The sequence below is a fragment of the Corallococcus interemptor genome, from assembly GCF_003668875.1.
GTDB lineage: Bacteria > Myxococcota > Myxococcia > Myxococcales > Myxococcaceae > Corallococcus > Corallococcus interemptor.
On record NZ_RAWM01000009.1, the window covers coordinates 60,629 to 83,371 of the forward strand.

12 protein-coding genes are annotated in these 22,743 nt (G+C 71.1%); 3 read left to right on the forward strand and 9 right to left on the reverse strand.

Features of this window, described 5'->3' with window-relative positions:
- Nucleotides 1–100 precede the first annotated feature (100 nt).
- The 5 genes from D7X96_RS05500 to D7X96_RS05520 all read right to left on the reverse strand — a co-directional run bounded on the left by D7X96_RS05500 (nucleotide 101) and on the right by D7X96_RS05520 (nucleotide 8,872).
- On the reverse strand, nucleotides 101–3,565 hold the full coding sequence (locus D7X96_RS05500; RefSeq protein ID WP_121769168.1) for a TolB-like translocation protein: 3,465 nt from the start codon (nucleotides 3,563–3,565) through the stop codon (nucleotides 101–103).
- Nucleotides 3,559–4,098: a DUF1318 domain-containing protein gene (locus tag D7X96_RS05505; RefSeq protein ID WP_121769169.1), complete on the reverse strand. Its 540-nt coding sequence runs from the start codon at nucleotides 4,096–4,098 to the stop codon at nucleotides 3,559–3,561. The genes D7X96_RS05500 and D7X96_RS05505 overlap by 7 nt, the downstream gene beginning before the upstream one ends.
- Nucleotides 4,095–7,742 (reverse strand): hypothetical protein, encoded by a 3,648-nt coding sequence (locus D7X96_RS05510; RefSeq protein ID WP_306449599.1) that lies wholly within the window; start codon nucleotides 7,740–7,742, stop codon nucleotides 4,095–4,097. The genes D7X96_RS05505 and D7X96_RS05510 overlap by 4 nt, the downstream gene beginning before the upstream one ends.
- 92 nt (nucleotides 7,743–7,834) lie before the next feature.
- A complete protein-coding gene (locus tag D7X96_RS05515; RefSeq protein ID WP_121769171.1) occupies nucleotides 7,835–8,611 on the reverse strand; it encodes a hypothetical protein in 777 nt (258 codons plus the stop codon).
- A 6-nt stretch (nucleotides 8,612–8,617) separates the two neighbouring features.
- The gene (locus D7X96_RS05520; protein ID WP_147468246.1) at nucleotides 8,618–8,872 is read right to left on the reverse strand and encodes a hypothetical protein; all 255 of its coding nucleotides are present in this window, start codon (nucleotides 8,870–8,872) and stop codon (nucleotides 8,618–8,620) included.
- A gap of 191 nt (nucleotides 8,873–9,063) precedes the next feature.
- Between D7X96_RS05520 and D7X96_RS05525 the strand changes: the two genes are divergently transcribed.
- Entirely contained in the window at nucleotides 9,064–13,722 is a 4,659-nt protein-coding gene (locus tag D7X96_RS05525; RefSeq protein WP_121769173.1) for an HYR domain-containing protein, read from the forward strand.
- On the opposite strand, the gene D7X96_RS05530 is transcribed toward D7X96_RS05525, so the two are convergent.
- The gene (locus D7X96_RS05530; RefSeq protein WP_121769174.1) at nucleotides 13,652–15,580 is read right to left on the reverse strand and encodes a DUF4091 domain-containing protein; all 1,929 of its coding nucleotides are present in this window, start codon (nucleotides 15,578–15,580) and stop codon (nucleotides 13,652–13,654) included. The genes D7X96_RS05525 and D7X96_RS05530 overlap by 71 nt on opposite strands.
- Before the next feature lie 249 nt (nucleotides 15,581–15,829).
- Between D7X96_RS05530 and D7X96_RS05535 the strand changes: the two genes are divergently transcribed.
- Nucleotides 15,830–17,977 carry an ATP-binding protein gene (locus D7X96_RS05535; RefSeq protein WP_121769192.1) on the forward strand — a complete coding sequence of 716 codons (2,148 nt, stop codon included), beginning with the start codon at nucleotides 15,830–15,832 and terminating at the stop codon, nucleotides 17,975–17,977.
- Here D7X96_RS05535 and D7X96_RS40765 read toward each other — a convergent pair.
- Complete coding sequence (locus tag D7X96_RS40765; protein ID WP_244219454.1) at nucleotides 17,928–18,296, reverse strand: LytTR family DNA-binding domain-containing protein; 369 nt, start codon at nucleotides 18,294–18,296, stop codon at nucleotides 17,928–17,930. The genes D7X96_RS05535 and D7X96_RS40765 overlap by 50 nt on opposite strands.
- 438 nt (nucleotides 18,297–18,734) lie before the next feature.
- Here D7X96_RS40765 and D7X96_RS05545 point away from each other — a divergent pair, with 438 nt between their 5' ends.
- On the forward strand, nucleotides 18,735–19,337 hold the full coding sequence (locus tag D7X96_RS05545) for a hypothetical protein (RefSeq protein WP_147442595.1): 603 nt from the start codon (nucleotides 18,735–18,737) through the stop codon (nucleotides 19,335–19,337).
- Between the two features lie 45 nt (nucleotides 19,338–19,382).
- On the opposite strand, the gene D7X96_RS05550 is transcribed toward D7X96_RS05545, so the two are convergent.
- Together D7X96_RS05550 and D7X96_RS05555 are read right to left on the reverse strand one after the other, a co-directional pair.
- On the reverse strand, nucleotides 19,383–20,306 hold the full coding sequence (locus tag D7X96_RS05550) for a diiron oxygenase (RefSeq protein ID WP_120546181.1): 924 nt from the start codon (nucleotides 20,304–20,306) through the stop codon (nucleotides 19,383–19,385).
- Nucleotides 20,307–20,543: 237 nt separating this feature from the next.
- Nucleotides 20,544–22,721: a 3-hydroxyacyl-CoA dehydrogenase NAD-binding domain-containing protein gene (locus D7X96_RS05555; RefSeq protein WP_121769177.1), complete on the reverse strand. Its 2,178-nt coding sequence runs from the start codon at nucleotides 22,719–22,721 to the stop codon at nucleotides 20,544–20,546.
- Nucleotides 22,722–22,743: the final 22 nt, after the last annotated feature.

Below are 22,743 nucleotides of genomic sequence, written 5' to 3' on the forward strand. Positions count from 1 at the left end.
GTGGGGAAAAGCATACGCCCGTCACGCAAGGGATTGCCAGGGAGGGAGACAATGAAAGGACCGGGGGGCTGTCCGAGACGTCGACGAAAAGACAGACGCGCTACTCGGCCGCGCTCCGGGCTTCCTGCGCAGGCACTGGCTTTTGCCCGGCGCCGTCGAGCGCCAGGTAGATGTTGAACCACGCCAGATAGGCGCGCCACGCCGGGTCGCGCTGCTCCAGCAGCGTGCGCCGCGCCTGCTCCATCCGCTGGGGCACGTTGAAGGGCATGGGCGTCCCCGCCTCGGATTGCAGCTGCGCCGCGAACCAGAGCACGTCCAGCTGGCCCGCATCGACCGGCGCGTGGGTGCGCGCCATCAGCGAGTCCGCGTGCTCCAGCGCCTTGCCCAGCCATCGAGCCGCCTGCGCGGGTTCGCGGCGGTCCACGGCGTTCTCCGCCAGCCGCAGCTCCGCCAGCGTCACCGCGCGGATGTCCTCGTCGCGGTCCAGCTCGTCGAACTGTTCCAGGAAGAGCGCGCGCCGCCGCTCCAGCGCTCGGGCGGCGGCGTCCCTGCGCCCGAGCCGCGTCTCCGCGTTGGCGCGCAGTCCCGCGGCGATGATGCGATACGCGCGCTGCACGTACTTGGGCGTGGCGTGGGCCTGCTTCAGCGTGGCCTGCACGGCGGGCGTCGACAGCTCCCGGTCCACCTGGTCCAGGTCGTCCAGCGCCCGCTGGGCCTGGTCCGCGCCCAGCGCCGCGCCACCACGGGCCAGCCGCAGCACCAGCCGGTTGCGCAGGCCCTCCTCGTCGCGAGGGCCGGCCTCGATGGGGGGCAGCGCGCGGTCGTAGAGCGCCAGGGCCCGCTCGAAGCGGCCCGCGGCCAGGTTGTAGAGGGCCGCCCGGTCCATCACCAGCGGGATGAACCGGGCCAGCTTCGGCGCGGCCTCCACGGTGGCCAGGGCCTTGTCCGCCGCCTGCGCGGCCTCCGCCTCGCGGTTGACGTGCAGGAGCGCCCGGGCCCGCGCCAGGGCCACCGACAGGCCCGCGCCGTTGTCCGTGTAGGGCAGCTTGTCCCGCTCGTCCAGGTAGCCCAGGGCGATGTGGTAGTTGCCCACCTGCGTGTGCAAGAGGCCCAGCGCGCCCAGCAGCATCGCCTTGTAGCGCGCGTTGTTGCGCACCAGGTCCAGGGCGACCAGGTAGTGGCGGTTGGCGCGCTCGGCGGCGGCGGGGTTGTGGCCGCGCAGGAAGTCCTCGTGGTGGATGGCCCCCATGAGGGCCTGCACCTCGCGCTGGTTCTTGAGCTCCTGCCACGCCGCGCGCAGCTCCGCGAGGCCGGTCTTCACCGCCTGGGCGTGGGCTTCGTCGTCCAGCTTGGAAAGCCGGCGCGTCGTCACGTAGGCCTTGACGAAGTGCGAGAGCGACTTCGCCTTGCCCGGGACGTCCGTGGTGACCTCCTGGATGATCTGCTCCGGGGCGACGCCCGCGCGCAGACGCAGGCTCATGGACTCGACGGCGCTCTCCAGCGACGCGGTCCGCCGCGTCACCAGGTCGAAGTCCGCGCGGGCCTCGTCCATCCTGTCCCTCGCCATGCGGCGGTAGGCGCGGCCCATCAGCGCGCGGCGGAACAGCCGCTCCGCCCGGCGGCGCTCCTCGGTGCCGGCCGGGGTGTCGTCGACGTAGAGCGTGGCCAGGTCCTCCATCACGCCGTCGGCGCCCAGGCTCGCCGCGCGCTCGGCGGTGTCCTGCACCACCATGCGGCGGCGGAGCGGGTCCTGCTGCTGCTTGTAGAAGGCGACCAGCGCGTCCCGGACGGGGCGGGGAGGGCGCTCCACGTTCAGTGCGTTGACGTGGCGGCCCAGCTCCAGGGCGAACGCATACGGCGTCCCCGGGCTCTCCGCCGCGAGCGCCTGGGCCATGGCGGCGTCCGCTTCCGCGTAGGGCCGTCCCCGGTACAGCGCCCGGACGGCGGCGCGCGCGAAGTCGAGCTGATCATCCGCCTTGAAGACCTTGTTCTGGGACAGCTGGCGTCCCGCGGCGACCAGCGCCTGCCGGTCGTCCAGCTCGCGGTACAGCGCGTCCGCCTGCTCATGCCAGGCCTCCAGCACCGCGCGCGGCGTGGTGTCCGTGAGCCAGGCCGCCTCCAGCTCCTGCTTCGCGAGCGTGAAGTCGCCGGAGGACTGCGCCAGCTCGCTGCGAATGACGCGCCGGTAGACGGCGGAGGGTGGGCTGGGCGCGGCGGCGGGGTCCAACGCCGCCATGCGTTGGCGCTCGGCCTCCTGCAGCTCGTCCACCATGCGGCCCCGGTCGCGTTCCTTCAGGGCCTTGCGGTGGGCGATGAGCAGCCGCAGGGGCTCCGACAGTCCGGCGGTGGGGGGATCCTCCACCGTGGACATGTGCCGGGCGTAGTACTCCGCGGCGTCGAAGTCGCCGTTGGCCAGGTGCAGCTGGCTCAGGCGCATCAGCAACAGCCGGCGGAGCTTGGGCCGCTTCTCCAGCAGCATCCGCTGGCGGTAGAGGATGAGCTGATCCGCGCGCCGGCCCACCATGCCCAGCTCCTCGTTGAGGCGGGCCACGTCCCATTGCGTGGGCACCTGCCCGCCCAGCGGCAGCCGGTACACGTCCAGCGACAGGCCCCGGGAGCAGGTCGTGATGACCGACGCGGCGGTGGGGGAGGGGTACTCGCAGTTCCACGCCTGGCTGGTCAGCTGATCCGGGCTGGAGGCGGAGGCCTGCGCGGGTGCGTCGTCGCGCTCGGAAGGGAAGGGCACGCGGAACAGCACCCCGCTGTCGCTCGCGTCAATCACCCCGTCCCCGTTGGAGTCGGTGAAGAACTGCACCACGTACAGCGAGCGTCCGTCGCGCGCGAACACCGGCTGGCCCGTCTTGCCCGGGATGTCCAGCGTCAGCGGGACGGGGGCCGCGCCCGGGACATCCAGCCGGACGGCCTCCAGGTGCGGTGCCGCTCGCGCCGCGAAGCCCGGCCCCACCTCCTGCGCGGAGCGCTGCACGGGGACGTACACCAGCCAGCGTCCGTCCGGGGAGAACGCGGGGCTGGTCAGGTTGCGCTCCAGCAGCGGCGTCACCTGCCACCGGGCCTCCAGCGCGACCTTCGACAGCCGCAGGTCTCCCTGGATGGTCGCGCGGCTCACCAGCGCGATGTGCGTGTCGTCAATCCACTCCGCCTGCAGCGCGCTGGTCTCCTCCTCCAGACAGTGGCGCTCCTTCGCCTCCGGCAGGTCCCTCACGCACAGCTGGCCGCCGGCCTGGGTGCGGAAGGAGATGTAGAGCAGCTGCTTGCCATTGGGGCTGATGCGCGGCCACGTCACGTCCGCGCCTTCATCGAAGAGGCGGCGCTCGCGGCCCTTCTCCAGGTCCTGGCTGAAGATCTCCGTGGCGATGTCCCGGTTGGACACGAACAGCAGCTGGTTCTCGTCGGGCGCCAGCTGTCCCAGGAACTGGTCCCCCATGCCCACGGTGAGCCGCTCGGGCAGGACCATGCCTCCGTCGTTCTCGTCGTCCTGGGCCCGGGCGTCGCTCGCGAGGAGCACGGCCAGGGCCAGGAACCAGGGGGCCCGGAAGGTCAGCACTTCTTCTCTCCCCAGGTGCCGTCCTCGGCCTCCATCCAGCCGCCGCAGACGACGCCCTCCGCGTGCGCCTGGCGCCAGTTCTCACGCAGCGTGGCCTCCGGCACGCCGGGGCGCACCGTCTTCATCCACTGCCACAGCTGGCGCCGGGCCCGGTTCACGCGCTCGACGAGGGAGGCGTCGTCCGCGGACACGCGCCCGGCCGTGCACTGCTTCCGGGTGAGCACCAGCAGGCCGTCCTTGCCCTCGCCCACGCAGTGGCGCCGCACCAGGTCGTCCACGCGGTCCGCCTGCGTCTTGCCCAGGTTCTCCACCAGCGGCGGAGGCTGGATGCCCAGGTCCTCCAGCTGGTTGGGCGTCAGCGGCACCGGCGTGGGGTTCATGCCCGCTCTGGCGAGCCGCTGCTCCACGTCCTTGTACGAGCCCGCGGCCTGCTCCTCGAGCGCCGTCGCCCGGTCCACCATGACGATCTCCGGGGCGCGGATGCACCCGGGAGCGGTGAGGGCGGCCACCAGCAGCAACCCACGGTGTTTCATGGCAGCGCCTCCGGAGGGGTCATGGAAGTCATCATTCGGTCGACGATGGGGCCCAGGGGGATGCCGCGGATTTCATCGATGCTGACCAGCCGGGCCAGGCCGCCCATGGTGATGAGCAGGCTGCCGAAGCCCTGCTTGAAGCTCACGCGCACGTGCTCCGGATAGCCCAGGCTCAACGCGTAGCGGACGCGGTTGGTGGCGGGGTCGGTGTGGTGCGGGTCCTCCAGGTCGAGCAGGTCCAACAGGTGGCGGTTGCCGATGCGCAATATCTCCGCGCGGCCGTTGATGCTGCGATCCCGGGCGGAGATGACCATGGCTGCGTTGCCGTCGAAGGGCTCGCCCCGGGAGGACTTCACGCCCGTGGCGCGCACGTGGGCCTCCAGCGTGGAGTTCCTGCCCTGGTAGTCCAGCATGCACTGGCCGGTGATGCGCCCGCCGCGCACGCCCATCTCCAGCTGGCTCATGGAGAACACGTTCTGGTTGATGGCCAGGTTGCCCGCCAGCGGCGCGATGGTCACCCACGGCGTGGTGATGCGGTCCGCGGACATGAAGCCGCTGCGCGTGAGCAGCGGGTGTTGATCCGCGAAGCGCAGCATCGAGTACGGATTGACGTCCAGGTCGTTGAGCAGCCGCACCCCGTCCGGAGAGACCTCCACGTTCTCCGTCAGCGGCACGTCGCCGTTGAGCGCCTCCACGACGATGCCGGACGCGGGCATCCGCACGTTCACATTCTCCAGCTTGAGGTTGGAGGTGGTGCGGAACACCGTCAGGTCCGGAGACGCCACCCGGAAGTTCACCGTGGCCTTGCCGCTGCTCTCCAGCTGCCCGGCCCGCGCGAGGTGGGCCAGGTCCTGCTCCAGCGAGCCCCGGAGCCCCATGCGCTGCTGCTCGTTGCTCAGGTCGAGCCGGCCCTGGACCTTCAGCTGCGTCTGGGTGCCGCCGTTGGACAGGCGCAGGTCCGGGATGCGGATGACGCCGGTGGGCTTGCGCTGGACGGAGAACGACGCCTCCACGTCCTGGACGGGGTAGGGCAGCGCCGGCTTCTGCTCCAGCGAGCGGACCTTCACCCGCTGCTTCAGCTCGATGTCCCCCTTCTCCCACTGGTCGGTGAAGGTGGCGGTGCTGTCGCTGGAGAGGTCCGCGAACGTCAGCCGGCGCTCGTTCATGCTGACGGTGAGCTTCTCCACCGCGAGCGTCGTGCGGACGGTCCGCTTGGGGCCTTCCGCGTGGGATTCCCCCTGCCAGCGCAGGGCGGGGACGTTGATGGTCTGGTCCGCCTGCTTCCAGCGCACGCCGCGCAGGTCCACCTGCGCCTTGCCCTCGAAGCTGGCGGCGCGCGGAGGCATGGGCGCCAGGCGGAAGCTGCCGTCGGAGCCCAGGTGCGTGATGAGGCCGGTCAGGGTGCCGTGCAGCTCGCCGGTCATCGCGAGCTTCGACGGGTCGACTTCCGGGGGCACGCGCGCCTTCGCCAGCAGCGGCGACAGGGGCCCCAGGGGCGGGAAGTCCCCCTTCACGTCCACGCGGAGCGCGCGGGCCTTCCGGTCGTATGCCAGCGCAGCGTCGGCGGCGACCTTCAGCCCCTCACGGCCGTTGAGCCCCAGCCGGAGCGCGAGCTTGCGGCGGTCGATGTCGAACGACAGCGTCTGGTGTTGCGTGCCCGCGTCGGTCTCTGCGATGCGCAGCCCTTCGACCTTCAGGTCCAGGTCGCCCTTGTGCTTCCACGCGTCGCCCTGGGACTTCAGCACGAGCGCGGCGGTGGCGGCCGACACGTCGTCCCATCCCAGCCGTTGCAGGCGCAGCTCCGTCTGGTGGTCCACGCGCGGCGAGGGCTCGAAGAGGGCCGTCAGCTTGCCCTTGGAGGTCAGCGTGACGGCCAGCTGCTTCCAGGAGAGTCGCGCGGCGACGTCCTCCGGAAGGTACGGCCGCGCGGCGACGAGGTCCGGCGTCTGGACGTCCAGCGCGTACGCCACGTCGTCGGTGCCCTTGGTGGCGTCCAGCGACGCGTGCAGCGTGCCCACGTCCAGCTCCACCCGTGCGCGGGCCCTGCTCCGCCGCGGGTCCTCCATCGTGGGGAAGGCCTCCGTCACGTTCAGCTGGACGCGCGCGGGGCCCTTCAGCACCTCGCGGCCTTCCGGGGTGATGATCCGCAGTGCCTCCACGGGCAGGTCCGCCTTCAGCGCGAAGGGAGGCTTCGCAGTCAGCGGCGCCTGGAGCTTCAAGCCCATCCGCTCCGCCGTCACGCGGTGCCCGGACGCGCGCAGGTCCAGCGCGTCCACCCTGGCGGACAGGGCCGCGTCTCCGGCGACCCGCAAGGGCGAGGAGAGGTCGGGCCGCAGCTGCTTCCCCGTCAGCTCACCGGAGGCCTTCGGAATGCGCAGCGGCGTGGCGCCCCCGACGTCGAGCCCCTGGAGCGCGAACGTGAGCCTCGCGGCCAGTCCCTGCGATGCATCCGGGGTCGCGTTCAGGGAGAGGCGTCCATCGCCCAGCTCCACCCGCTGGCCCTCCTGCGCGAAGAGGAGCTTCGCCACGTCGACATCCAACCCGACCCGTCCCTGCGCCCCCAGCTGGGGCATGTCGCTGAGCGTGACCTCCTGGGCCTCCAGGTGCACCTTGCCGCTCTCCACGGAGAAGGGGCGCAGGTCCGCCGGGAGCCCTTGAAACAGGCGCCCCAGGTCCACGTTCGCCAGGGCCCGCGTCAGCACGGGCGGCACCTCCGCCGAGTCCGGCAGCACCACCCGGGCCTCCACCTCCGCGCTGTCGGTCAGCCGCGTGCGGTCCAGGTCGACGGTGGTGAGCTGCTTCTCCGTATCGAACTTCGCCGTCACCGCGCCGTGCAGCAGCGAGCGGAGCGTGAAGCGCGGGTCGAAGGTCTGCCGCGCGACGTCCAGGTCCATCTTCACGCGAGCGGCGTCCGCGTTCACCTCCGCGGACAGGGCCAGCTCCAGCAGGGCCTCGGCTCCGGGGACGGCGGGCGCCTCGCGGTTCAGCGTGAGGGCCAGGGGCTTTCCCGTCCGCCCCAGGTCCACCAGGAGCTTCCAGGCCTTGTCCTGGGGCTTCGCTTCGATGCCGGCCTCCAGCCCGCGCAGCGACCAGCGGTCCACCACCGTGCGGCCCTGGACGCGGACATGGGTCAGCGACACGTTGGCCAGGGCGATGCTGGAGACGGGGAAGGGGGCGGCGAAGATTTCCGCGACCTGCTGGGACGTGCCGGGGGCGGCTTCGTCCAGCGGTTCGGGCTCCGGCGGTCCGGTCAGGTTCGTGAGGGACGTGGTTCCCTGGTCATCCGCCACCAGGATGACGGTCGCGTCGCGCACCGCCACCCGCTCCACCCGGACCGGTCCGTTCACGAGCGCCCCAAACGACCACGCGACCTCCAGCGCGCCGACACGCAGGAGGTCCGGCTCGACGTCCTGGAACGGCGGCGGGGTGCGCACCACCAGGCCTTCCATGCGCAGCCCGGAGAGCACGTCGATGCGCGCCGTCCGGTAGTCCAGCCGCACGTTCGTGGCGGCTTCCACCTGCGCGACGACGCGCGACTTCAGCCAGGGGTGATCCAGGTGGTGCAACGCGGTCACGACCGCGATGAGCAGGAGGACGAACGTCGCGAGGAGGATCAGGCCCGCGCTCGCGATGATTCGCGTCAACCGACGACGAGGCCGTCCAGCACCGGGGGAGTCCATGATGTTCCGCCGAGGCGACCGGCCCGCCTCCTCCTACCATGCGCCCGGAAGCCGTCTCAACCGAAGCTGGACGAAGTCATTCCCGCGGTGCCGCCCGCCAGGGGCTTGTAGGGGAAGTAGAGGTTGCGCACGAAGCGGGTGAACACGTGCTCCTCGTTCCACCGCTGGCGGGCCATGCCGTACACGCCGGGTGCGCGCAGGTCCCGCTCGGAGACGCCGGTGACGAACTCGCGCTCGCTGTAGATGGCGAAGACCTCGTCCACCGCCGCGCGGCTGCGGTATGTGCGGAGCATCGTGCGGTAGATGAGCTCGCTCTCCTTCTGGGTGAAGGCCAGTCCCTGGATGGCGTGCGCCATCTCGTGGAACACCAGGTACTGCTCCGACTCCAGCCGGTCCTGTCTCAGCGCGATGCGGGCCCGGGGCCAGTCCGGGTGGTCCCAGAACAGGCCCGCCGCCTGGGGCGACACGGCCCGGGGATAGCCGTACTTCACCAGCGTGTGCCCGGGGGGAATCAGCTCCAGCGTCAGGGGCCGCGCCGCCTCCATCCGGGCGATGAGCTGGAGGTTGCCGGAGAGCTGCCGGATGATTTCCTCCTGCACCCGCTTCACCTGCGCCGCCGGTGCGCCGTACGGCTTGAACTCCAGCTTCACGCTCACGTAGGCGCGGGCCTTCGCGGGGCCTTCCGCGGGAGGACGGCCTGCGCGTGATTCGAAGACGTCACCGCCTTCCAGCAGGGTGAAGGCGCTCAACGGCTGCTTGAGCCCGACCTCCGCCGCCAGCGGGGTGACGTCCGGCGTGGAGCCATCCAGCGTTTCGTAGCGCTCCGGGGCCATGGGCTCTCAGCCGCAGCGCTTCGCCTGCTGGTTGCAGCTGTCGACGCAGCCAGGCGTCTGGGTGTCGGGCGTCAGGCGCTCCGCGTGGCCCTGCACGGAGTCCGGCGGCTGGCGCGAAGGGGGCGGGGAGGACTTCGCGCAGCTGTTGAGACACGCGTCGTACTGGTCGCGGCAGGACGGCGTGAGGCTCGAGGTGTCAATTGTCGCGCAGCCGCAGAGCAGCGACAGCGCGGTGATTCGCAGTGCGAGATGCATCTTCATGCGCTGCAATCTACCCCCGGACGTTGAACGGCGCGAAACATGAAAGGCATTGAAAACGGGCTCCGGGTCAGGATGCACCGCAGAGCGGCCCCCTTATCGAGGGAGCAGGCTTTCAGGTAGCGTCTGTCCTTGTCGGCGTGCCGCCGTGTCGCGCATGGGCTGACACCTCTCTTCCCAACCTGGAAGTCCTCATGGCCTCCCGCCATCCTCTCCGTTTGACGTCCGTGCTCGCGGCCGGTCTGGTGTTGCTCCTCACCGCCTGCACTCCCACGCAGATGCCCGAGGAGCCCGCAGCGAGTGCTCCGGTGGAGGGCTCGCCTCCCATCGACTTCCAGGCGGTCATCCGCCGCGTGAACCAGGCCTATCGCTCCGAGTCCGAGGGCTTCACCGGCGGGCAGGAGACGTTGGCCGCGCTGGGCGCGATCGACTCCTCATCCGAGACGACCATTGATTATCCGGTGCCCGCGCCCACCCGGAACGCGGAGTCCGAGCCGGTGATCGCCGTGAGCTCCAGCAGCGGCACCTACCTGGTGATCTGGACGGTCGACAACGGCGGCAACCAGGATGTCATCGGGACCCGCGTGACCACGCTGACCGGGACGGTGTTGGACCCGAAGGGCATTCGCCTGGCGACGGGTCCCAACAATCAGTCCCATCCCTCCGTGGCCACCGATGGACGCCACTTCCTGGTGACCTGGGATGAAAGCGGTTCCGTGAAGGGCGCGCGGTACGAAATCTCCAGCGGCTCGCGCCTGGGCTCCGTCTTCTCCCTCTCCACCGCCGCCGGGGGGCAGTCCTCGTCGGCGATGGCCTTCGACGGGACCCAGTACCTCGTGGTCTGGAACGACTCCCGGAACGGGACCCCCGGCGACGTCTACGGCACGCGGGTGAGGGCGTCGGATGGCGTGGTCCTCGATCCGGCCGGCATTCCCATTGGCACCGGGCCCGGCGCCCAGGGCTCGCCCGCCGTGAGCTTCGATGGCAGCCGCTTCCTGGTGGCCTGGAGTGATTCCCGGAACGACCCAATGTCGGACGACCTCTATGGCGCCCGCGTCGATGCCGCGGGAACGGTGCTGGATCCGGCGGGCATCCCCATCTCCACGGCGGCGGGCGGACAATCCCATCCCTCCATCGCCTCCATGGCCGGGACCTTCCTCGTGACCTGGGATGACGCCCGGGACGGTGTGACGGGCACCTTCGGCGCGCGGGTCAGGGGCTCGGACGGCGTGGTGCTGGATCCGCAGGGGCTGGCCATCGCCACGGGCGGCACGACGGCGCAGGAGTCGAGCGCCGTGGCCTCGGACGGAAGCCGCTTCCTGGTCGTGTGGCGCAAGCAGGCCGACATCCTGGGCCGGCGGGTGCAGGCGGATGGCGCGCTGCTGGATCCAGGGGGCGTCCTCCTGTCCGCGTCCCCCTCGTTGGACAAGCAGTCTCCCGCCGCACTCTTCGACGGGACCCGCTTCCTGGTGGTCTGGGAGCACAGGACCGAAGTGCTCCAGGACATCTACGGCGTGCGGGTGCGGGCGTCGGACTTCGTGGTGCTCGACACCCCTTCGCTGTTGCTCTCCGCCGCGAACAACGCGGAGGTCGATGCCGTGGTGGCCGCGGGCACGCAGAGCTACCTCGTGGTCTGGAGCGATGACCGGGACCTGTCTGGCGCCTCCAGCATCTACGGGATGCGCCTGCGGGCAACGGACGGCGCGCTGCTCCACCCGAAACCCGTTCGCCTCGGCACGGGGAGCCGCAGCCGGAGCACGCCCTCCGTCGCCTTCGCGGAAGGGCGGTTCCTGGTGACGTGGAGGGCCAGCGCGCTGGGCAGCCCGGACGGGGACATCCACGGCGTGCGCATCCGCGAGTCGGATGGCGCGGTGCTGGACGCGCCCGACCTCATCATCAGCGCCGCGGCCCAGCCCCAGGGGAACCCGAAGGTGGCTTCTGGGGACGGGCTCTTCTTCGTGACGTGGGAGGATTCCCGGAACGGGACCGGGACCGACGTATATGGCGCGCGGATCCGGGCGTCGGACGGCGCCGTGCTGGACGCCGACGGCATCGCGGTGGCGACGGGGAGCTTCAACGAAAGCAGTCCCGCGACTGCCTTTGGCGCGGGCTATTTCCTGGTGGCCTGGACGGATGAGCGCAATGGCAGCACCAATCCAGACATCCATGGCGCACGGGTGCGCGCCTCGGACGGCATCGTGGTGGACAGCCCGAGCCTTCCCATCACGACCCGCGCCGAAGCGCAGCGGACCCCCGCCGTGGCCTTCGATGGAAGCCACTTCCTGACGGTCTGGACCGACCAGAAGAGCGGCGCCCGGTCCGAGGTCTACGGCGCGCGGGTCCGGGCCCAGGACGGCGCGGTCCTGGACAACGGGGGCCGGTCGTTCTTCGCGAACACCAGCATCTCCAAGGAGGTGCCCGCGGTGGCCTTCGACGGCAATGTCTATCTGCTCGTCTGGCGGGAGGTCACGCCGACCAGTCTCCAGCTCATGGGTGGACGGCTGGCGCCCGACCTGTCCCAGGTCGACGCGTCGCGGTTCTTCCTGTCCAACATGACCCCGCTGGACCTGACCGTGGTGAACACGACGCCGCTCTCGCTGGCCTCCTGGGGCCGTGGGCGCTTCCTCGCGGTGTACGAACCCCATGACTGGATGCCGGGCCAGTTCCGGGTGAGGTTCCGGCTGGTGTACGACCCCGCGAACGGGGCGAAGTGCGGCAGCAATCCGGACTGCACCAGCCGCTTCTGCGTGGAGGGCGTCTGCTGTTCGAGCGCGTGCGTGGGCGGAACGTGCGGGAGCGGCACCTGCACCTATCCGCCCGCGACCCTCACCTGCCCGGGGGACGTGGTCGCCGAGGCCACCAGCGCTTCGGGCGTGCCTGTCAGCTACCCGGCCGCGAGTGCCACGGGCCAGCCTCCGCTCGCGGTGACGTACAGCCAGGCGTCCGGGAGCGTGTTCGCGCTGGGAGGCACCGCTGTCACCGCCTCGCTGTTGGATGGTGCCGGGCGCTCTGCCTCCTGTGGCTTCTCCATCACCGTGCGCGACACCACCGCGCCGGTGCTCACGTGCCCGGGTGAGGTGGTGGTGGAGGCCGTGGGCCGCACCGGGGCCCCGGTGGACTTCCCGGCCCCCACGGTCACGGATGCCGTCACGTCGGCGCCCGCGCTGACGTTGAGCCACGAGCGCGGCAGCACGTTCCCCGTGGGCACCACGCAAGTGATGGCCACGGCGAAGGACGCGGCGGGCAACTCCGCCTCGTGTGCCATCCCTGTCACCGTGCGGGACACGACGCCGCCCTCGCTGTCCTGTCCGGCGGACCTCGCGGTGGAGGCCACGAGCCTCCAGGGCGCCAATGTCACCTACGCGGCCGCGAGCGCTTCGGATCCGGTGTCGGACGTCACGGTGGAGTACAGCGCCGCGTCGGGCTCGCACTTCGGCGTGGGCGACACGCAGGTGCGGGTCCGTGCGACCGACGGCGCGGGCAACAGTGCTTCGTGCACGTTCACCGTGACCGTGTCCCTGCCGCCTCCTCCAAAGGTCACCTGTCCCTCGCCGGTCCTGGCGGAGGCCACCAGCGCCCGGGGCGCCTCCGTCGTGTACCCGGCCGCGACGCCCGCTGGACGCGGGCCGCTCTCCGTGACGTACAGCCAGGTCTCCGGGACGGAGTTCCCGCTGGGCTCGACGTCCGTGAGCGCCACCGTCACGGACGGGCTGGGCCGCACGGACACCTGTTCCTTCTTCGTCACCGTGCGCGACACGCAGGCGCCGTCCGTGACGTGCGGCCCGGAGGTGGTGGTCGAGGCGACGGGCCCCTCCGGCGCCACGGTCACGTTCGCGACCCCCACGGCCACGGACGCGGTCACGGCCCCGCTCCAGGTGGAGTTGAGCCATGCCAGCGGCGCTGTCTTCCCCGTCGGCTCCACGCGCGTGGTCGCCACCGCGACGGACGAGGCCGGCAACACCTCCGGCTGTGCCTTCTTCGTGGTGGTGCTCGACAGGACGGCTCCGGTCCTGACGTGTGGCGCGAACGTCGTCGCCGAGGCGACGGGGCCCACCGGTGCCATCGTGGACTTCGTGGCCCCCTCGGCCGTGGATGCGGTCACGCCCACGCCGGAGCTCGTGGTCAGCCATGCGCCCGGGTCGCTCTTCCCGCCAGGCATCACCCGTGTCACCGCGACGGCGACGGACGCGGCGGGCAACACCAGCCAATGCGCCTTCACCGTCACGGTGCGCGACACCACGCCACCAAAGGTGGGTTGCCCGGCTCCGAGGGCCGTCGAGGCCCGGGACGCCATGGGCACCCGGGTCGACTTCTTCGTGGCCACCCCGCACGACACGGTGACGGTGTCTCCCAGCGTGTCGCTGAGCCATCCCACCGGGAGCCTCTTCCCGCCAGGCACGACCGAGGTCGTCCTCTCCGCCACGGATGACGCGGGCAACTCGGCGTCCTGCGCCTTCACCATCACCGTCCAGGACACCACCGAGCCGGTGGTCACCTGTCCCTCGCTGGTGCAGAAGGAGGATGCGCCTCCAGAGGGCCTGGCCGTGGACTACCCGGCGGCCATCGCGCAGGACGCGGTCTCCGTCCCCACGCTGAGCTACAGCCACGCGTCCGGCGCGGTGTTCCCCGTGGGAACGACGCTGGTGACGGCCACCGCGACGGATGCCTCGGGCAACAGCGCCACGTGCACCTTCCCGGTGCGTGTCACCGCGCGCGTCCAGCCTCCCGACGAACCGTCCCCTGCCGGAGGTTTCGGCTGTGGCGCGAGCACCTCCGCGGGCCTCAGCTGGAGCGGGCTGCTGATGTTCGCCTGGGGCATGACGCGCCGCCGGCGTTCGCGCTCGGCCGCGTAGGGAGGCGGCACGAGCGTCTCCTGCCCAGCGTCCAGAGCGCCCACAGCAGGGGGCCCGCCACCGGAGCGCCAGAAACCGCACCGCAGCCGCCCGTGGCGCCTGGCACGTTCGGAGCCACGGGCTTCTTCGTCACCGGTGCATCCCCCGGCTCCGCGCCCATGCGTGGCGCGGCCGGATTGCCTTGCGTCAACTCCTGGTAGCGCTGGATGAGCCGCAGCCGCGCGGCATCGAACGCGGCGCCGTCGTCCGGCACCTGCCACGCGGTGGGAATCAGCTCCCGCGCCACCTGGTGCGCGAAGGCCGGGTCTCCCGCGTCGCTCACCGCCTTGAGCCATTCGTAGTCCTGCATCCCCTGGCGGATGAGCTTCAGGCGCAGTGACGCCAGCGGCACGTCCGTCGTCCCGCCAATCACAGCCGGCGTGCCCGGGTAGAACAGCGTCCCGTCCCCGTTGCCATTGAAGTGGAACTGGTTCGTCCACGCCGTGGGCAGCATCAACGCCATCTCGTAATACAGCTCACCCGTGCCGCCGAAGAGGAAGGTCAGCCACTCCATGGCGCGGGCCTTCGCCGAGGGCCGGTCCACCAGGTACGAAGGCCAGCCCGCCCCCGGCTGGTTCTCCGGCATGGGGAAGCCGGGCGCACAGCCGTGGCTCATGCAACTCTGATACGTCCACAACTCGGTTCCGGGACGGGAGAGGAAGCTCCCGTAGGTCGCGGTCTGGTCTCCCACGAAGCCCGGCTCCGTGCCCTCCAGGTGGTTCACCAGGGGCACCACGATGTCCACCAGGGGCCCCAGGGCGTAGGTCTCCAGGTTGATGGAGTTCGTCGTCAGCAGGGTGCGAAGGCCGGGCGCGGCCTGCCGCACCAGCGTCCCCGCGGCCTGCACCTGCTCGAAGGTGGAGCCGTGGGGCGGCTCGTCGCCGATGCGCGCATAGGCCCGGTCCAACCAGCCGCGCTCGCGCAGGTGCGTGGTGAAATCCGCCAGCCCCGCGCCGGTGAGGGGCCCGGTGTACTCCAGGCTCGTCATCCGCGCGCCGGACAGCCGCGTGGGCGCGGTGCCGTCCAGCAGGGGCCCCCAGGTCGCGTCGAACTCGCTCCACGCCTGGGGCCCGGACATCCTGGCGAAGAGCTTGGGCAGCGTGAGCCGGTGCTCCAGCGCCAGCCGCTGGTAGCGCACGAGCAACGGCTGCAGTTCCGCGTGCGAGCAGTCCGCGTGCCCCAGGTGCGCGAGGCACACCTGCCCCGGCGACAGCGGGAACGCCGAGGCCAGCGAGGCCGTGCCGGGCATCCGCGCGTCCACCACCGTCAGCCTCGCCGTCACCTGCCGCTGGAAGCCTCCGTCCGCCTCCACCGTCACCGTGCCCGAGTACTCGCCGGGCGGCGCGTCCGCGGGCACGTGCACGTCCACCCAGAGGGCGCGTGCCTCCCGCGCGGGCACGTCGAAGGGGAAGGCATTGCGCGCCTCGTTGGCAATCTCATCCGTCTCCGGCACCAGCCCGTCCGGCCAACGCCCCACGGGCTGCCCGGGCACGGACGCCTGCCGCGTGGTGAGGTACGTCTGCCGGTACAGCATCACGTCCGGCCCCGTGAGCGTCTTGGAGCCCGGGCCCTCCAGCGCGGGCAGGCGGGCGCGCACGCCCTTCAGGCCGGTGTCTCCGCCGTGCAGCGCCACCTGGAAGGAGACGAACTCGTTGCGCGCGGCGGTGAGACGGACCTCGGTGGCGGTGCCGGGAGCGGTGTCGTCGGGACGGACCTTCACCATCATCCCTTCGCCCCAGGCCGTGGGTCCGGCCGCGAACACCGGCCAGGCCACGGATAGCGACAGCAACCCAAGGCCGCACTGTCGAAAGGCCAGCATGGGGAATGAATGCGCACGGGGCGTGCGCGGCTCCAGGCTTCACGGGGGCCTTCACCAGCGCTCCAACGCCCGTCTGGCCGTGGCCCATTTCCAGACGGGATGGGCTGACGGAGGCTTGCTCCCACGTCTGGCGACAGATGGTGCCTCCTGGCGCCATGGCCGCCGCGAGGGGATGAAGGGCCTCTGGCGTTGGCCCGCCGATATAAAGTGCGCCGTTCGAACGACGACGCGACGCCTGGGCGACTTCCGGTGGATGGCAGGGAATGGCGGGTGCAGGTCCTGGGATTGGCGCGGCTGTGCGGCCCTGACGGGCAGCGGGTGCGATTGGAGCGGCGCACCGCGGCGCTGCTGGCGTGGCTGGCATTGCAGGGGCCCTCGCCCAAGTTCCCGCTCGCCTCCCTCCTGTGGCCGGACTCGCCGACCACCACCGTGCGCGGCAACCTGCGGCAGCTGCTGCGCCGGCTGCGGCTCGCCACGGGGGAGGAGTCGCTGGTGGAGGGCGACACCGAACGGCTGGCCCTGAGCGCACCGTCGACGGTGGACGCCGCGTGCCTCAAGGCCGCCTCCGAGGCCCGCGCCCACACGGAGGCCCTGGCGTGCGTCGACGCGGAGGACAGCACGCTGCTGGCCGGCTTCGACTTCGATGACTGCCCGGAGCTGGCGCGCTGGCTGGACGGCGCCCGCGCGGGCATCGCGGGGTGGGTGCGCGAGGCGCGCGAGGCCCGCATCACGCAGCTCACCGCGGCGGGGGACTGGAGCGCGGCCCTGGGGCTTGCCCGGGCATGGGCGCGGCAGGAGCCCGAATCCGAGCAGGCCGGCCGTCACCTCATCCGGCTGCAGTACCTCCAGGGGGACCGGGGCGCGGCGCTCGCGACCTTCGAGCACCTGCGCGACGTGCTGGACCGGGAGCTGGGCGTCACCCCCATGCCGGAGACGCTCGCCCTGGTGCGGGAGGTGGAGCAGGCCCCGGCGCGCCCGCGTCCCGCTCCGGCCACGCGCTTCGCGCTGCCGCTGTCCGTGCTGCGGCCTCCGGTGCTGGTGGGCCGGGAGGCCGCGTGGCGGCAGCTGGAGGCGGGCTGGGAGGCGGGCCAATTGCTGTTCATCTCCGGCGAGCCCGGCAGCGGCAAGTCCCGGCTCGCGGAGGAGTTCGCGGCCACGCAGGGCCGCTGGGGACGCATCGAGGCGCGGGCGGGGGACCGGGACGTGCCGTTCGCTTCCCAGGCGCGCGCCTTCCGCACGCAGCTGCGGCGCTGGCCGGACGTGAAGCTGCCGGACTGGGTGCGCACGGAGCTGTCGCGCATCCTCCCGGAGCTGGGAGAGCCGCGGCTCTTGCCGCCGCTGGCGTCCGGGGCCGGCATGCTGCGCTTCTATGACGCCATCGTGGCGGCGCTCCAGCTGCTCCACGAGCACGAGGACATCAGCGTCGCGGACGACGTGCAGTACTGGGACGCGGCCAGCGCCCGGGCCTTCACCTTCGCGTTCTCCCGGCTGGCGGACACGGCGCCTCCGGGCGGCCGGAGCCTGCGCTTCATCGACTGCTACCGCAGGGGCGAGCTGTCGCCCGAGGCGCGGATGCACGTGTCACGGCTCGTCGACGCGGGGCTCGCGCGCATCGTGGAGGTGGACGCGCTGACGGACGAGGACGTGCGGCGCATGGTGGCCGCCATGGGGCTGCCGGGCGCGGAGGCGCACGTGGAGGCCCTGGCCCGCTACACGGGCGGCAATCCCCTGTACGTGGTGGAGACGCTGAAGCACCTGCTGGAGACGGACTCGCTCCAGCGCGAGTGGCCCCAGCGGCTGCCGCCTCCCGGACGCGTGGGCCCGCTCATCCAGCGGCGGCTGGAGGGGCTGTCCCCGGTGGCGCTCCAGTGCGCGCGGCTCGCGGCGCTGGCCGGGGCCTTCTTCCGGGCCTCGCTGGTGCCCCGGGGGCTCCAGGTGACACCGGCGGAGGCGCACGAGGCCCTGGCGGAGCTGGAGGCGGCGCAGGTCCTGTTGGGCGAGCGCTTCAGCCACGACCTGGTGATGGAGGCGGTGCGGGCGGGGATGGGGCCCGGCGAGGAGCGCGGGCTGCACGCCCGGCTCGCCGCGCTGTTCGAGGAGGACGGCGCGCCTTCCATCCTCCTCGCGCACCACTGGCTGGGGGCGGGCTGGACGGAGCATGCGCTGCCGCACCTGCTGGCGTCCGCGCGCTCCGACGAACAGGTCCTGCCTCCGGAGCTGGCGGCGGGGCACTACGCGCGCGCCGCGTCCCTCATGCAGTCGCTGGGGCGTCACGCGGAGGCCGCGCAGGCGCGGGCCGCCGAGGCGCAATGCCGGCTCCAGGCGGCGTCGGCGGAGGTCTCCCCCTTCACCCCTGCGCCAGCAGCGGGCCCAGCCGCTCGCGGTAGCCGCGGCTGAGCTTCAGCGTGGTGCGGTCGCGCAGGATGACCTGGTATTCGCCATGGAGCAGCGGGCGCAGCTCCTGGACGCGCTGGAGGTTGACGAGCGTGGAGCGGTGGATGCGCACGAAGCGCTCGGGGCCCAACCGGGCCTCCAGCTCCCGCAGCGGCTGACGCAGCAGGTGGCCGGGGCCGCCCACGTGCACCTGGACGTAGTTGTCCTCCGCTGAAATCCAATCCACGTCCTCCACGGGCAGCAGCGTCACCCGGCCCACCTCGCGGATGACCAGCCGCTCCAGGTAGCGCGGGGCAGGGGAGGGCTCGGGCAGCGTCTTCACCAGCGCTGCCCGCTTCGTGGAGGACCTGGAAGCCGTCCAGGTCCTCCAGGTCCACGTCCAGGAAGAGGATGTCCGCGGGCTCGCGCCGCAGCGCCTCCACGGCGGCGCCTCCCGCGTCGTGGACTCCGGCGATGGACACGTCCGCGTCCGCCTCCAGGTGCGGCGGCACGAAGCGCCGCGTTTCGGAGGCGCCCTCCACCACCCGCACCCGGATGGGCGCGGAGTCGAACAGCTCTTGTCGGAACGCCATCGGCCTTCCTCCATGCCTCAATGCCAGCTCACCCCGGGTGTCTGTCATCGTGCAGAGGCCCTGATGGCAGGCGTGACGGCGGCGTGACGGGTGTCCAGGCCCCCTGGGTCTGGGCATACCTTCTCGTCGCATGGGTATCGTCCCCAGGTGGGATTGGGAGGCCGGGCCGGGTGGGCTAAGAAGCCGCCATGCCCAAAAACCTTGTGCTGCCTTTGCTTGCGCTGCTCGCGTGCGTCGGTTGTACCCACCAGGTGCGCCCGAGCCCCGCGCCCATGTCCAACGCCGGGACGCCGCTGGCGCTCCGTGCGCGCTACTTCATCTCTCCGGAGCAGAAGGCGCGCATCGACTCGGACAGCTACTTCGCGCTGGGGGCCGCGCACACCTGGAACATCACCATTGGTGAAGCGCTCACGCGCAGCTTCCCGCAGATGATGGGCACCGTCTTCCAGTCCGTCCAGGAGGCCTCCAGCCCGGACGACCTGGGCGACGCGGACGTGCTCATCATCCCGGAGATCCAATTCTTCGACGTCCACGCCGGCGGCTTCGTGTCGGAGCTGAAGCTGACGGTCCGCTCCAAGGGGGGCCAGGACACCGTCCAGATGAGCGACCTGTTCGAGGGCGCGTCCCAGAAGAGCAAGGGCGCCTCCGCGTGGCTGGGCGGAGCCGCCGCGGGCCAGGAGGCCCTGCGGCAGTCCGCCGAGTTCGCCTTCGAGGACGTGATGCCCAAGGTCGCCACCCGCCTGCGCGAGGTCTTCATCAAGGCGCAGCAGGCCAAGGCGAACGTGCTCTGAGCCTCCTCGCGGGGAGGGCAGAAGGCCCTCCCCGCCGGGCCCGGCTCAAGCGCAATAGTACGTGGGGGCCAGCTCCAGCACGCGCTGCTCGGCGACAGGGGAGAGCGCGCGCAGGCGGGAGAGGAAGAGGGGCGCCTTCATCCCCATCCCGATGAAACCCCAGACGTAGGAGCGCTCCTGCGATTCGTGCAGCTGCTGGCGCTCCTCGGGCGTGAACGTGCGCCCCACCGCCTTCTCCAGCGTCTGGAGATCCAGCGCGAGCTGGGCGTTCAGCGTCCCCCGCAGCGCCTGGAGCAGCTCCGTGTATTCCGCCAGCGCCGCGTCCAGGGACCCGGGCGATTCGGCGAGGATCTTCTGGGCCTCCAGGAAGTCCAGCCGCGTGTGCTGCGCCTCCTCCAGCCAGTGGTGCTTGAGCAGGTTGCAGAACAGCGGGTCCAACGACTCGTCTTTGTTGGAGCGGACCGTCTCCTGGTAGTGCTGCTGCGTCATCAGCTCCATGTGCAGGTTGAAGATGAGCACCCCCAGGTTCGACTTCGCCATGATGGCGCGCGCCACCTCCACCTGGTTGTCGAGCAGCGCCGGCGCGACCTTGAACCCCTTCGCGAACGCGCCGGTGAAGCGCGCGAAGAGCTGCTGGTGCTTCAGCTCCTCCTCGGTGAAGCGCAGCAGCGCACGCATGTGCGTCGGGTTCCCGTGCAGCTCCAGCCCGGCGCGCTGCGCGGCCAGGGCGACGGCGTACTCCTCCAGGAACAGGAACAGGTGGGCGTAGCTGTTGGAGCGGATCTGATTGAGGAGCAGCCGCTCCTCCGTGCTCAGGAACGGGATGGCCTCCGTCCCCGTCAGCGCGTCCGACAGGAAGCGGTGGCTGAAGTCGAGCACGGTGTCCTTGGGCAGCAGCTCATCAATTCGCCAGGACACCTTTTCGGAACTCTGGATGCAGGACTGGTACTCCGGGGTTTGATTGAGCATGCATCAATCAAATGACTGCTCATGTTTGCCAGTCAAACCGGCCAGGCGTCTGGGACAAGGCAAGGACCCGGCAGGTCGGAGCCCCTACCGCGAGTCCGGCAGGCCAACGCGCTGCGTATTGAACCTCCCGGAGCTGCCTCCGGCGGGAGCGTGACGCGGGTTTCGAAACAGGTGCGCTGCCTTGCGACCCGTGTCTCCACGTCATGCTCCCGCCGCATCCTCATGGGGCGACCGGGGCTATTCGAGCCGCTCTCCGCGCTCCGCCTTCGCCACCAGGGACGCGGGCGGCAGGAAGTGCTTGCCGTAGCGCTCCGCCAGCTGGCGCGCGCGCTGGACGAAGCCGCGCGGGCCGGTGCCGGTGGGGCCCTCGTAGCCGTTGATGTACTGCACGACGCCGCCCGTCCAGGGCGGGAAGCCGATGCCCAGGATGGAGCCCACGTTCGCGTCCGCCACCGAGCGCAGCACGCCCTCATCGAAGCAGCGCACCGTGTCGATGGCCTCCGCGAAGAGCATCCGCTCCTTCATGTCCTCGAAGGGGATGGTGTGGCCCGGCTTCGTGAAGTGCTGCGTCAGCCCCGGCCACAGGTTCGTGCGCTTGCCGTCCGCGTAGTCGTAGAACCCGCCCCCGGTGGAGCGGCCCTTGCGCCCGTGCTGGTCGATGAGCGCGTCCATCACCGCGTAGCTGCCGTGGTCCACCCACGGCTGGCCCGCCGCCTCCATGGCCGCCTTCGTCTCCTGGCGGATCTTCCGGGGCAGCGTCAGCGTCAATTCGTCCACCAGCTGGAGCGGGGCGGCGGGGTAGCCCGCCTGGAGTCCCGCCTGCTCGATGGACGCGGGCGCGATGCCCTCGCCCACCATGGCGATGGCCTCGTTGAGGAACGTGCCGATGACGCGGCTGGTGAAGAAGCCCCGGCTGTCATTGACGACGATGGGCGTCTTGCCAATCTGCACCGCGATGTCGATGGCCTTCGCCAGCGTCGCGTCGCTCGTCTGCTTCCCGGCGATGAGCTCCAGGAGCGGCATCTTGTCCACGGGGGAGAAGAAGTGCATGCCGACGAAGTCCGGCGGCCGCGACACGCCCTCCGCGAGCAGGGTGATGGGCAGGGTGGAGGTGTTGGACGCCAGCACCGCGTCCGGGGCCACCACGCCCTGAATCTCCTGGAACACCTTGTGCTTGAGCTTCACGTCCTCGAAGACGGCCTCGATGACCAGGTCGCAGCCCGCGAGCGCGGCCGGGTCCTCCGCCGGGGTGATGCGCGCCAGCAGCGCGTCTCCCTTCTCCTTCGTGACGGAGCCCTTGGCGACGGCCTTCTCCACCAGCTTGACGGAGTAGCCCTTGCCCTTCTCCGCCGAGGCGAGGCTCACGTCCTTGAGCACCACGTCGATGCCGGCCTTGGCGCACACGTACGCGATGCCCGCGCCCATCATGCCCGCGCCCAGCACGCCCACCTTCTTGGCGGTGTGCTGCGGATGGCCCTTGGGGCGGCCGCCGCCGGAGCTGATGTGCTGCATGTCGAAGAAGAACGCCTGAATCATGTTCTTCGCGACCTGGCCGACGACGAGCTCCGTGAAGTAGCGCGACTCGATGGTGAACGCCGTGTCCACGTCCACCTGCGTGCTCTCCACCGCCACCGCCATGATGGCGCGCGGCGCGGGCATGTTCGTGCCCTTGAGCTGCTTGCGCAGGTTGGCGGGGAAGGCGGGCAGGTTCGCCGCGAACGCCGGGTGGGACGGCGTGCCGCCGGGAATCTTGTAGCCCTTCTGGTCCCACGGCTGCTGCGCGTTCGGGTTCGCCTTCACCCACGCCTTCGCCGCGGGCAGGAGCGCGTCCACGGACGGCACCACCTCATGCACCAGCCCCAGCTCCTTCGCCTCCTGCGGGCGGTACTTCTGGCCCTGGAGCAGCACCTTCATCAGCGCGTCCGTGATGCCCAGCATGCGCACCGTGCGCACCACGCCGCCGCCACCGGGCAACAGGCCCAGCGTCACCTCGGGCAGGCCCACCTGCGCGCCCTTCACGTCCGCAATGATGCGGCGGTGGCACGCGAGGGCGATCTCCAGCCCGCCGCCCAGCGCCGCGCCGTTGATGGCCGCGACCACCGGCTTGCCGAAGGTCTCCAGCGTGCGCAGCTGCGCCTTGATCTCCTGGCCCAGGTCGAAGACCTGCTTCGCAGCTTCCTTCTTCACATCGCGCAGGTCTTTGAGGTCGCCGCCCGCGAAGAAGGTCTTCTTGGCGGAGGTGATGACGACGCCGGTGATGGAGGCCTTCTCCTTCACCAGCCGGTCCACGGCCGCGCGCATGGACTTCACGTAGGCGGCGTTCATGGTGTTGGCGGACTGGGAGGGGTCGTCCATCGTCAAGACGACGATGCCGTCCGCGTCCTGTTCCCAGCGCAGGGTGTTCTGTTCGCTCATGGTGTTCGCTCGAAAGTCTTTG